The organism is Burkholderia sp. GW821-FHT14F03 (assembly GCF_058803765.1).
Genome location: NZ_JBXAPG010000086.1, coordinates 1 through 12,546 on the forward strand (window position 1 = coordinate 1; position 12,546 = coordinate 12,546).

The 12,546-nt window shown below is 65.1% G+C and carries 12 protein-coding genes; all 12 read right to left on the bottom strand.

The window, feature by feature from the left end:
• On the bottom strand, positions 1 to 1,669 hold a 1,669-nt coding region (locus AC1RQF_RS32365; protein ID WP_492874164.1), incomplete at its 3' end, for a condensation domain-containing protein.
• Between the two features lie 40 nt (positions 1,670 to 1,709).
• Positions 1,710 to 3,461, bottom strand: a complete 1,752-nt coding sequence (locus tag AC1RQF_RS32370; RefSeq protein ID WP_273996197.1) for a fatty acyl-AMP ligase — start codon at positions 3,459 to 3,461, stop codon at positions 1,710 to 1,712.
• A gap of 84 nt (positions 3,462 to 3,545) precedes the next feature.
• Positions 3,546 to 4,931: a TolC family protein gene (locus AC1RQF_RS32375; protein WP_492874166.1), complete on the bottom strand. Its 1,386-nt coding sequence runs from the start codon at positions 4,929 to 4,931 to the stop codon at positions 3,546 to 3,548.
• On the bottom strand, positions 4,924 to 6,282 hold the full coding sequence (locus AC1RQF_RS32380) for an ABC transporter permease (protein WP_492874173.1): 1,359 nt from the start codon (positions 6,280 to 6,282) through the stop codon (positions 4,924 to 4,926). Before AC1RQF_RS32380 ends, AC1RQF_RS32375 begins: the two co-directional genes overlap by 8 nt.
• 2 nt (positions 6,283 to 6,284) lie before the next feature.
• On the bottom strand, positions 6,285 to 6,959 hold the full coding sequence (locus AC1RQF_RS32385) for an ABC transporter ATP-binding protein (protein WP_273996199.1): 675 nt from the start codon (positions 6,957 to 6,959) through the stop codon (positions 6,285 to 6,287).
• The gene (locus AC1RQF_RS32390; RefSeq protein ID WP_273996200.1) at positions 6,956 to 8,056 is read right to left on the bottom strand and encodes an efflux RND transporter periplasmic adaptor subunit; all 1,101 of its coding nucleotides are present in this window, start codon (positions 8,054 to 8,056) and stop codon (positions 6,956 to 6,958) included. The genes AC1RQF_RS32385 and AC1RQF_RS32390 overlap by 4 nt, the downstream gene beginning before the upstream one ends.
• Positions 8,053 to 8,799 (bottom strand): thioesterase II family protein, encoded by a 747-nt coding sequence (locus tag AC1RQF_RS32395; protein ID WP_273996201.1) that lies wholly within the window; start codon positions 8,797 to 8,799, stop codon positions 8,053 to 8,055. The genes AC1RQF_RS32390 and AC1RQF_RS32395 overlap by 4 nt, the downstream gene beginning before the upstream one ends.
• Before the next feature lie 250 nt (positions 8,800 to 9,049).
• Entirely contained in the window at positions 9,050 to 9,667 is a 618-nt protein-coding gene (locus AC1RQF_RS32400; protein WP_273996202.1) for an ATP-binding cassette domain-containing protein, read from the bottom strand.
• A gap of 101 nt (positions 9,668 to 9,768) precedes the next feature.
• A complete protein-coding gene (locus AC1RQF_RS32405) occupies positions 9,769 to 10,302 on the bottom strand; it encodes a hypothetical protein (protein ID WP_273996203.1) in 534 nt (177 codons plus the stop codon).
• Positions 10,299 to 10,949, bottom strand: coding sequence for a hypothetical protein (locus AC1RQF_RS32410; protein ID WP_492874169.1), 651 nt, complete (start codon positions 10,947 to 10,949; stop codon positions 10,299 to 10,301). The genes AC1RQF_RS32405 and AC1RQF_RS32410 overlap by 4 nt, the downstream gene beginning before the upstream one ends.
• Before the next feature lie 65 nt (positions 10,950 to 11,014).
• Positions 11,015 to 11,176, bottom strand: a complete 162-nt coding sequence (locus tag AC1RQF_RS32415; protein ID WP_273996205.1) for a hypothetical protein — start codon at positions 11,174 to 11,176, stop codon at positions 11,015 to 11,017.
• Between the two features lie 7 nt (positions 11,177 to 11,183).
• Positions 11,184 to 12,546 (bottom strand): alpha/beta fold hydrolase (locus AC1RQF_RS32420; protein WP_492874171.1); only part of this gene is annotated, 1,363 nt, incomplete at its 5' end.

Genomic DNA, 12,546 nt, shown 5'->3' on the forward strand with positions numbered 1-12,546 from the left:
ACGACGCACGCAAGATCCCCAGCATGCCCACCACCACGTCCGCCCCGCGCCCCATGCACAGGCCCACGCGCTTCTCCGCCCCCAGGCCCCGCGCCGACAGGCCTGCCGCCACGCGAGCGCTGCGCGACCACAACGCCCCGTAGCTCACGCTGCCGCTTTCGTCCACCACCGCAATACGCTCTCCGCCTTCCGCGACGCGCTCGCCCAGTACCTCGGGCAGCGTACGAAGATCGACGTGCGCTCCGTTCTGTTCCTCCGGGCGGGGCAACGGCTCAGGCGCCGCGCCCAGCCCAAACCGGGCGACCGAACCGCCGGAATGGTCCAGGATGCGATGAAGCACCGTCTCATAGGCGGATACGAGCGACTGCACCGCGGTCGACGACCACCGCTCGCGATCGAACTCCAGCACGAGTCCGACCTTGCCTGGATACAGGGAAAGCTCAAAGGTCAGACCGTATTTCGACTCGGCGCGGGGCAAGACCATCGACTGCCAGTGCACGCCGTCCAGCGAAGCACCGATGCCATCGAGCGTTTGAAACGCAAACACATGTTCGAGCGGCACCTCGGTGGATCCATGCGCTGCCAGCAGCGGCCGAAGCCGCTCGAACGGCAGCTCCGATACATCGGCAATCGCGACGTATGCATCCCGCGACCGGCGGAGGACATCCTCGATACGGTCGTCGCCCGTCAGGCGCATGCGCATCGGCGCAAGGTTGGCCATGAAACCAACGGTCGCCTGGAAGCTTTCGACCGTCCTGCGGGCGACCGGAATGCCGATCAGCAAGTCGGAACGCCCGGTCAGACGATGCAGCAAAATCGCGAACGCGGAGAAGAAGATGTGAAACGGCGTCATGTCACGCTCGGCCGCAAACCGGCGCACGGCCTCTCGATCGATGCGCAGCGCGGCCGCGTGCGAACAGCCCGACGCCATCTCGCCCGGCGAAGGCGGAACCTCCGCTTCCGCTCCTGACGGCTCCCAGTGCGCGAGCACATCGCGCCAGCGCGACGCCTGCTCTTCTGCCCGCTGCGACGCCAGCAACGCGGACTCGGCCCGTACGAACTCGCGGAACGGCAGCGCACTGAGCGGCTCGACCGACGCGGCGCGCGGCCCCGCAGCGTTGTAATGCCTGGCGAGCCGCCGCGCGATCACCAGCAGCGCACCGCCGTCGACAATGACATGATGGAACGTGAGCGCCACAAAGCCACGGTCGCCGGAACAGCGGACGATCAGACAACGAAGCAGCGGGGCGACGCTCAGGTCGAACGGCCGCGCCACCTCGTCCGCAAGTAACGCCTTCGCCTCCGCTTCGGCGTCGGCGAGCACCGGCTGGTGCGAAAGATCGACCTCCCGCACCGCGATCGGCGCCGCCGGTTCGACCAGATGCACTGGCCGATCGTCGAGACGCCGGATCGCGCAACGCAGCACCTCGAACTCGGCCTGCACGGCGGCGAGCGCGGCCTCGAAACGCGAACGGTCGAGCCGGCCGTCGTACTCGAACGCGAGCGGCAGGTTGTAGGCAGCCGAATCCGGCCGGATCTGAGCGAGGTACCACAGGCCGCGCTGGCCTTCGGTCAACGGAAACACCTCTTTCAGATACTGGCCGTTGTCGAGCTGCGACAAGAGGAAGTGAACCTGCCTCCGGGAAAGCGATTCGAGCTTGCTGGTCATGGGACGTTGCGTCGTTCGACTTGACGGTGGTTGGCTGGAATCAAGCATGCGATTGGGCATCGAGCGGAAAATCGCCGCGAACGAACCGCTCCCGGCACTCGCGACGACGCAGCTTACCGCTCGTCGTACGAGGCAGGCTGCCGTGCCGGACCAGCACGAGCGTGTGTGGACCGACGTCAAATTCCGCGGTCAGCGCGGTGCGCACCTTGTCGAACACGCGATGCGCATCGCCGTCGTACTTCGGAGGACGTTCCACGAGCACATGCAGCGTCTCGCGCTCCTCCTGCTCCAGCCCGAACGCGACGATCGCCGTCGCACCGAACTCGGGCGCCTCGCGGCGCACGGCCTCTTCCACGTCGACGGCATGCAGATTGCGGCCGGCGACGACGATCACGTCCTTCAAGCGCCCCGCAATGAACAATTCCCCTTGATGGACGAAGCCGATGTCGCCGGTGCGCATGAAATGCCGGGGGCTGCCGTCGGTCGACCAGCCGAATACCTCGGCCGACCGCTCCGGGTTTCGGTAATAAGCGCCGGCCACCCCCGGCCCGGCGATCCAGATCTCGCCGAGACGGCCGTCGGGCAGCGGCGCGCCTGCTTCGGACACGATGCGCACCTCGGTAGGCGCGCGCCACGCGCCGCAACTCACGAGACGGCGAGCGCCCGGACCATCCGCCGACGGCAACGCCTCGCCACGGTCAAGCAAGCGGCGCTCGAAGCTCGCGACGCCGTCCAATCCGGATCGCCGGCCGGCGACCCAGAGGGTCGCCTCCGCCAGTCCGTAACACGGGTAAAGCGCGGCCGTGCTCAGGCCGGCGGGCGAGAACGCATCGGCGAAGCGCTGCAGCGTCGCGGCCTGCACCGGCTCCGCGCCGCAGAATACGAGCCGCAGCGACGAAAGATCGAGACCCGCGCGCGCCGCTTCGGGAATCCGGGAAACGCACAGGTCCAATGCGAAGTTGGGCCCGCCGCTCACGTCGACGCGGAACCGATCGATTGCCTCGAACCAACTGCGCGGGCGCATCAGGAACGTCATCGGCGAGATCAGCACGCAGGTCATGCCGGTAGCCAGCGGCACCAGCACGCCCGCCAGCAATCCCATGTCGTGGTAGTGCGGCAGCCAACTGCAGCTGACCATAGCCGGATCCAGCTCGAATGCGGCCGCGATGTCAACCGCGTTGGCCATGACATTGGCATGAGAAATCTCGACGCCTTGCGGATTGCCGGTCGATCCGGACGTGTACTGCAGATAGGCGAGCCGCGGCAACGGCGAGATGCCGAGAGGTTCCGGCGTATCGTCGAACGTGGACGACAGATCGTCGATCGAGAGCCACTCCAGGTCGGCAAGCACCGGGTCGGTGGTGATCCAGTTTTCGCAACGCGCGATCGTCTCCGCATCGGCAAGCGCCAGCGTCGGTCGCGCGCTCGCGGCCACGACGCCGGTCGCACGCGCCTGTCGGGCGTTGCGGGGCGGCGCGACGGGTACCGCCGGCCGCCCCGACGCCAGGCAGGCCAGGAACGCGACGATAAAATCGAGGCCCGTCGGAAAAATCAGCAGGACCGGCGCATCCGGATTCGGCTGAAAGGCCAGCGTTCGCGCCAGCCGGGCAACCCGGCGACGCAGCGCGGCGTAGGTCAACGAGCTGCAATTGTCGCCGTCGACGACATGAAAGGCGGTGCGCTCCGGATCGGTGTCGGCCCACCGCAGCAAGGAATCGATGATGGTCGCCTTCGATTCGGCCCGCGCGCCGTCTGTCATACCCGGGTCCGGCAACGGTGCGGCGATCATCATGCGTTCCCCGTTTCGAGATCTCGATGAGCGGCCGGCGCCGTCGATAGACGGTTTTCCTGCAACCGACACGCCGCAAGCGATGGATTACGCAGGATTTGTTTCATCGGGATACCTCTTGGAGGGTGACGGAAACAACAGGCCAAGTCGATTGATTGCCACATCGACCTCGGCCACCGATACATTCAGGAGTGCAATCTGCTCTTCGGATTTCGCCTCATCCAGCGCAATCGAAGTGCCAGTCCCGGACGCCAGGCGCTGCGCGGCCAGCGCGCGACGTGCGCTGGAAAGCTTGAGACGGCTGCTCGACAGTTCCAGTTGGGTTTCCGCACCACGCACCAGCATCTCGCTCTTTCGCCGCGCCTTGGCCAGATCCTCCGCCACCTGTTGGTTGCGCCAGCTGATACGTTGCGCCTCGGCCCGGCTTTCGTCGACCCGGGAGCGGGTGTACCAGCTGTCGAACAAGGTGTAGGTAAACTGAATGCCGACGATAAAATCGCGACGGCCGACGTGACTGAAGTTCGTGTCCGTATTCGAGCGACTGATGCCGGTGTACTGGGCAAACAGGCTGACCTTGGGCTTGAAGCCGGCCCGCTCGGCGTCCACATGGGCATAGGCCGCCTCCAGTTCATACCCGCGCCTTTCCATTTGCGGATCGCCTGCGGCAAGATGCGCGAGCATCTCCATGTCGCCGGCGAGGGTCGACTCGAAACGGCATGCGACCTCCGGCGAGCCGCCGGGTTCATCCGGCCTGGAAAGATCGGCGAGAAACGCCGCGTACGAAGTCTGGACGTCGATCGACCTCGAACGAACCTCCAGCTCGCTCTCGGTCAACGCCAGTTGCGAAGCCTGATTCTCGATATCCGACACGCGCCCACCGGCGTATTGCCGGGCGGAATACCCTGCTTTCGTGACGGACAATGTCAGCCGCTGCGCGGCGAGTTCGTGCAACAGGCAGTCCCGCCGCAGTTGCAGATAGCTCGACGCAACGTCGTGCGCCACCGCCCGCGATGCAATATCCCGCTCCGTCTCGGCCGCCTTCTCGCGCAGATGCGCCTCCGACAGCGCCGCTGAATCGTAGCCGCCGTTGTACAGGTTGTAGTCGATACGCAGCGCCGGCGTGAACTGGTACTTCGGCACCGAGCGGGTGATGTCGACGGTAGACATCAGACCGATCGAGGGAATCGACACCGATGCCTGGGTGTCGCTGAACGAATCGAAATTATTCGTGTGCAGCAGATCGGCCTTCACGCTCACCGTCGGCCCAAAGTTCGAGCGGGCCTGCCGCACGCGGGCCGAGGCGCCTTGCGTGCTCGCGTCCGCGACCTTGATCGCCAGGCTGTTCGAGGTCGCGATGTCGACCGCCTGCGCGAGCGTGTGGGGAATGAGCGTCGCCTGATCGACAGAATTGGCCCATGCCGGCGCGGCAATCGCGCACCCGCACATGAGGAGCGCGGACAGTCGGCTACTCATAACGCAACGCCTCGACCGGGCGCAGCTTGGCTGCGCGATACGCGGGATAGAAACCCGACACGACACCGACAAACGCGGAAATCACGAGTGCCAGCACGATCATCGAAATCGACGGCGCCAGCGGAAAACCGGTCAGCTTCACGATGAGCACGCTGGACAGCAAGCCCAGCGTGACACCCGCCACGCCGCCGAGCAGGCTGATGAAGCCTGCTTCCAGGAGAAACTGGGTAAGAATCGCGCCGTCGCTGCCGCCGATCGCCTTGCGCAGGCCGATCTCGCGCGTCCGCTCGAGCACCGACGTGCTCATGATGTTCAGGATGCCCAACCCGGCGACCAGCAACGAAACGGATGCCGCGATGATGCCGATCTTGGATACGCCGCCGAGAATCGCATTTGCGGTGCCGATGTATTGCTCCATCGTCTCGGCGTGATAGTCGTAGTCGTCGCGGTGACGCCGCTTGAGCAGGCTCGTCACCTGGGACGTCGCGACGCCTGCCCGCTCCTTGTCGCTCGCCAGCGCGCCTTGCAGCATGTCGATGGCCGTGCCGCCGTTGAGCGCCTGCACGCGCCCGTACGGCACGAGCAGCCGGCTGTTCGTGTCCTGCCCGCCCGCGGACCCGATGCTCGACAACAAAGTCCGGTCCTTGCGGGCAAGCACGCCGACGACTTCGAACTTGAGATCGCCCAGTTGGATCTCTTGCCCGAGCGGGTCGATCTGGTCGCCGAACAAATCGGCCCGCACCCGTTCACCGATCACGACGACCTTGCGGCGCCGCTCGAAATCTCCAGGTATGAAACCGCGGCCCACCGAGATCGAATCGTTGTTGATCTCCATGTAATCCGCGCCGACCCCTTCGATTCGAACCTGACTGTAGCGGCGCCCCGATCTGATCACATTCGACAGTCCCTGTCCCGCATAGACGACCGGCGTGATTCTGGCGAGCGCATCGCAGCATCCTGACTGAACGATGGCCTGATAGTCGTCGTTGTCGATGCCGGTGCCCGCGCGAACGATACGGCGCGGATCGGTCATGGTCCGGTCACGGTAGATCCATACCGACCGAAGACCAAATGTCTGCAGCTCCGAGTCGACGACCTCGCGTCCTCCCCGGCTGACCACGCTGATCAGGATGACGGCCGCGATGCCGATTGCGATGCCCAGGATGCTCAGCCCCGAGCGCAGCCGTCGGTCGCCGAGGCTCAGCAGCGCCTGCCTGGCGACATCCAGCCAGAGCTGCCATAGATCGCCGACGCGGACAAGCGTCGCGCGAGGCGTGCCGGCGTCCGCGCGCTCCGGACCGCTCTCGCGCGAGCCGCCGGACACATCGCGCGACGAGTCGACTCTTCGCATGCTCACGAGCGGGAGTCCTCCACCATGACGCCGTCGCGCAGCCGCAACACGCGCTCCGCATGCGCGGCAATCTCCAGTTCGTGCGTGACCATGATGATGGTCTTGCCCTGCTCATGCATGTCGCGGAACAGCGCCATGACATCCTGGCCCGACGTCGAATCCAGGCTGCCCGTCGGCTCGTCGGCGATGATGATGTCGGGTTCGTTGACGATCGCGCGCGCGATCGCCACGCGCTGCTGCTGGCCGCCGGACAGTTCGGCGGGAGAATGATCGCAACGCGCCTGCAGCCCCACGCTCGCGAGCGCCTCCCGCGCGCGGCGCGCGCGCTCGGCCGGCGCGATCCCCGCATACATCATCGGCAGTTCGACATTGCGCTGTGCGCTCAGTCGCGGGATCAGGTTGAAGAGCTGGAACACGAACCCGAATCGGCGATTGCGGATCCGGGCCAGTTGCCCGAGGCTCACGTTGTCGATGCGTTGTCCGGCCAATTCGTATTGGCCTTGGTCGAGCACGTCCAGACAGCCGAGCACGTTCAGCAACGTCGACTTGCCGGACCCGGACGGCCCCATGATCGCGACATAATCATGTTCGGGGATGTGGACCGATATGCCCTTCAGAACGTCGAGCGACGTTTGTCCGCGATGATAGGTCTTACGCCCGTCGGTAATTCGGATCATGGCTTCCCCCCGATGGGCGTCGAAGCAACCGGCGCGCCCTCGCGCAGAGGCGTTCCGCTCGCGACGACCACGAACTGCCCCGGCTGCAGCCCACCGAGTACCTCTGCATAGCGATCGCCGATGATCCCGGTGCTGATCGGCCGCAACGCCAGCTTGCCGCCGGCAACGACCCAGACCACGCTCCTGCCGTTCCGCGTGACGAGCGCCTCGGCCGGCACGCGGACCACGGCGTCGCGCGAGCGCACGACGATCCTGATGTCGACCTGCTGCTGGGGGCGCAGTGCTAATCGCTGATCGGACAAGCTGATCCACACGCCCAAATAGTCGGTGCCGTTCCTGTCGCGGATCGCTGGATCGATGCGCAGCACGCGCTCATGCGCAATGACGTCCGGTTCGGCGTCGACCGAGACCCATGCCGACAGGTCGGCTCGCATGAGCGGCGCATCGGCCGGCTCGACCCGAGCCAGGATCTGCAGCCCCTTCGTCGGCGTGAGCACCAGCAAGGTCTTGCCTGCCTGGACGTATTCACCGGGATGGATCGACCGATCCGTGACGGTTGCTGCCAGCGGCGCCTTCAGGACGTATCGTTGCGCACGCATGCGCGAGAGACTCAAGTCGGCGCGGGTTCTGGCGCGACGCGCCTCCTCGATGCTCAGATCGGCCTCGGCGTCCCGCACTTTCTGAAGCGCTTCGCCGCCTGCCTGCCAGTCCTTCCGCACATCGCTCAGGCGCGACTGCTTGCTCGCCACCTCCGCGTCGGCCCGACGCAGCTCGGCCTCCTGGGCGCGCAGGTCGGCGATCGCTTCGGCAGCGTCGATCCGCAGCAACGGCGTGCCGGCCTGGACCTGGTTGCCCACATCCACGGACACCGCTTCCGCGCGTCCGGACACCTCCGCGGCAACGTCGACCTCATCGCGGCTGGACACGACGCCGGTGACGCGCACCTGTTCTTCCACCGGCCCCCGGTCGACCGACAGCCGACGCACCGCGAGCCCCTTTTCATCGTGCGGGCCCGCGGTCAGCCATAGCGCGACCGCGACGCCCATCGCTGCGACCGACACCAGGACAATCCGCCAGAGCGCTTTTTTCATCATCATGCGATCGGCTGTTGCTCGGGCGCGTCCGACCAGGCGAGAACCCGGGACAGCGTATCGCGCACGCGGCTCAACAGTTCGGCGTGAGCACTGTGAATGAAAAAATGCGAACCTGGCAGTACGAAGGATTCGAACGCGCCGGTCGTTTCGAATCGCCAATCCGTCATGCGGTCGCCGCTGTGACGCCTGTCGTCGATAGCGCTGAGCGCGGTGATATCGGCCGCCAGCGGCGCCGCGCGGCGATAGCGATAGTTTTCACACATCTCGAAGTCCGCCCGTATCGTCGGCGTGAGGAAGGTCATCAGCTCGGCGCTGTCGAGCACTTCGTCGGGCGTGCCGCCAAGCTCGCGCAGTGCCTCGATAAGCGCGTCGTCTTCGAGCGTGTGAACAGGCCGGGTCGCCGTTTTCAGACGCGGCGCGTGATGCGCCGAAACGAACAAGTGGGCAAGCATGCCGGGCCGACGCGCTTCGATCACTTTCGCCAGCTCGAAAGCGAGCAAGGCGCCCATGCTGTGACCGAACAGGCATACCCGGGATGGCGCGAGGCGTTCGAGTTCCAGGTAGAGGTATTCCGTCGCACGCGCCATGTCCCGAAAGGCTGGTGCGCCGCATCGCTTGCCCCGCCCCGGCAATTCCGGCGCGCATACCATGACGCGCGGATCGAACGCAGCTGGCCAGTCTCGGTAGATTCGGCTGTCCCCACCCGCATACGGCAGGCAGAAGAGGGTCGTCTGTGTTTTCGTCATTCGTCAGCGATAAGCCAGAAAACATATCAAGCGTTCTTCGGATCGAAACGCGGGTCCTTCGGGCATCCCTTCACTGCCTTATCGATGCCGGCCGGGCAACCGATGGGCTCGCTCGCCGGCAACTCGCAGGCGCGAGTCGTCCCCCGACGGGCGTACGCCATCGTTCAGAATCTCGATATCAAATTTGCGAGGGCCGTCGTTCAGCGTCGCGCCGTCCGCCCGCTCTGGTAAGACGCGTTGCCCGCGAGGTTCAACGCATCGACTGATCCACTGCTTCCGCTGCCGCGCCTTGAGCCGCGCCGTCTCGCTGCGCAGCCTGCAGCGAAACCACACGAACCCCAGGCGCGTCCACGATGTCCGTGTCGTGGGTGGCGACGAGCACGCACCCCGCCGCCGAACGATGAGTCAACTCGGCGCGCAGGAAATCGAGCGACCGGGAATCGAGGCCATTCGTCGGCTCGTCGAGGAACAGGACCGGCGCGTCGCCGATGAACGCGGCCGCGATGCAGAACTTGCGCCGGGTGCCCTCCGACATGTCGCCGAACGCCACGCGCAGGTGCGGATTCAACAAAAAACCGTCGACCACATCGCCGCCTGCCGTGCGTGGAAGGTTCTTCGCCGCGCGCACGAGATCCAGCATGTCGCTCCCGGTCATGAACGGATAGATATGGCGGACGTCCGGCATATAGCCCACGCATGCGCGCCCTTGCAAATCGTCGTCGTTCAGGAGATGGCCGCAGATGAATGCATTTCCCCGATCGGGATCGAGCGCACCGGCGAGAATCGCCAGTAAAGTCGATTTACCGACGCCGTTGGGCCCCACCAATGCATGCAGGCCGATTCCCAACTCGAGCGAATAGTCGTTCAACACGCTGCGCGAGCCGAATGACTTGCAAACACCAACAGCCCGAACCAGAACCGCGGCACGCTCGTTCGCGCGAACATCATTTACGAATTCGTTTTGATATATCACGTGGAGATTCTTCCGATCAGCGATAACACCATCATCGACCAACCCATCAGAACGATAACGGCCCATCCAAACGACATTTCGGGAGCAGCGGTAAACATAATTCCGAATGCGATTAAAATCAACCAGTATGAGACGATTATCGAAATTAATTCGGCGAGGGAAAAAAGATGCAATGAGAAAGCACCCGCAAACAACGGTATGACGACAGCGATGCCGATCAGATTGAATGCCGTGACATCGGCAACGCTCCACCACCAGGCGCGGCGCGGCAGACTGCGCAGCCACGCTGATTGGGCGTTGCGCCGGCGTGCGAATTGCGCGGGCAGGCCCGACAGCGCCAACGCGCCCAGGCCGAGAGCGACGACCAGCAGTTTCACGGCGTCCGCTGGATTGTTCAGGTGCCTCAACAACCAGGGCAACGCCGCGGCTGCCGTCGCGATGGCGGCCAGTCGGGCGATGAGGAAGACGCCCTGCTCGCGCACGGCGCAGCGCACCGTCACCTCGATCGTCCGCCCGAGAAAGCGCATCATGTCGTTCTCCCGCGGGCGGGCCGAGACGACCGGTGCGGCCAGGGCCGCCGACCAGACAGCACGGCGATACAAAAAACGACGCCTGCGCACGTCAATGCAATGGCCGGTGCACGGGACTGAACCCAGAGCGCGATCGAGAGCCAGGCGCACGCCGCGACGGCCATCGCGATGCCCTCCCAGGCGCGGCGCAGCGTGGCGATTTGAACGAGCAGGCACGCGCCGAACGCAAACGCGATGCGCAATCCGTACAGCGCCATGCAGCCGTGATCCGTCGCGCTGCAACTGGACGATTGAGCCATCCCCGAACCGAGCGACGCGCACAGCGGGAAGTTCGCGATCAGCAACACCAGGGTGTCCAGCCGCCTCAGTTCCGCGCGCGGGATCGGCAAGCACCGCAGATAGCCGTAGAAGCCGCCCCCGCCCAGGGATCGTCTGAACGCATGCGCCCATGAAGCGGCCCCGGCCGCCAGGAGCGCCATGCCTGCCAGGGCCTGCGCGACCGAATGCGCGGTCGCGCGACCGATCGCCGCGAACGGCCAGCCGACGAATTCCACGCCGAACGGAAGCAGCGACAACAGGATGATCACGACATCCCGGTGGCGACGGAGGTCGGATGCCAGGTCATGCCGCAACAAGCGCAGCCGCAATCGCCACAACATTGGCCAGGTTCGCATGTTTCCCTTGTTTCAAGCTCGTTCGCGTTGCCCGCTCGTCACGCCTTGCTTGGCGCGATCAGTACGGCGATCAAGGCCAGCGGCCCCAGAATGAAGCCGGCAATCGTCCAGAATGTCGGATTCAAGCGTTTTCGAATCGCCACATATCGAGACAAAACAAGACACACCACCATGAGAGCCAGAAAAATAAATAATGTCATATCGCCATCAGTTCAGTAAGTTGAAGTCCATGGCAATCGTCTTTAAAGACGATTGATCATCGATTGGACCAATCAGGCATTTTCTCACCAATGAATCGATCCGCGTTATTCCGGGATTCCTCATTACGCTCCGATGAGTTCCCGGCACAATGTCGTGCTTCACATTAGCCAGGATCTTTTTCCAGACGGAGCGATGATCCGCATTGTCGGCATTCTCCGACCAAATCACTCTGCCCGGTCCGTCATAGTCCAACGGACGATAGTGCCACAGCGCGTTCAGATTGCGGCGGAACCGACTGAAGCGCTCGCGCAGCGTGGCCAGCTCAATTGTCCTGGGTAGTACGCCTTGATCGAGCGCCAGACGATACAGTTCTTCCAGCGTGGACGGCACGGTCGGCAAGTCCCGCCCGGCGGCCAGGTCGAATGCGGACCGCCACTCCTGCATGAACAGCGCGAGGATGACCTGCTCTCTATTGTCGGAAATCGGGACATCGAGCTCCGCCGGCTCGATCAGCACGAGTTCCGCCGCCGCCCCGGCCGCACGCAACGCCCGCGCGGTCTCGAGCGCAACGCAAGCGCCGAAGGACCAGCCGAGGATCACCGTCGGGCCATCGCCGCGCCCTTCATTCAGGATGGTCCTGGCGAACGCCTGCCCACGCGCCTCCAGTTCCGCCTGTTCCGGTTCGAGCGCGCCGCTTTCATCTCGCAAACCATGAACCCGACAGTCCAGGCGGCTCGCCAGGGGACGATAGATGCCGACCTCGCCGGACAGCGTGTGCGCACAATAAACTCGACCACCGCCGTCATGCCCGCCGTGGTTGAGCGGCACGAGCGATCCCGCGGGCAGGCCCCCGCCGTGCTCCACGCGCCCGGCCAGCATGGCGGGCGAAGGGAACATGAACACGTCGCGCACCTGGATCTGCAGCTTCAGCCGTTCGCGGATCACCGTCGTCAAGCGCACCGCGGACAACGAGTTCCCGCCAAGATCGAAGAAGCTGTCCTCCACCCCCACCGGCCCGCACGCCAGCACCGCTTCCATGCACCGGCACAGCTCCGCCTCGGTCACGCTCGCCGGCCCGCCCTTCGCCTCCACACCCCCGTCCTCGACCGGCTTGAGCCTGCGACGATCCAGCTTGCCGTTCGCCGTGCGCGGCAACGCCTCCAGCCGATGCAGGCCCCGCGGCTGCAGATAGCCCGGCAGGCGCGCTCGCAACTGCCGCCTCAACTCCGCCGCCTCCACCTCACCCACCACATACGCGTCAAGCGCATTCCCCTCCGCCGTCCCGACCACCGCCACCGCCGCCGCGCTCACCCCTCTCAACCCCAGCAGCGTCGCCTCCAGCTCCCCCGGCTCCACCCGCACGCCACGG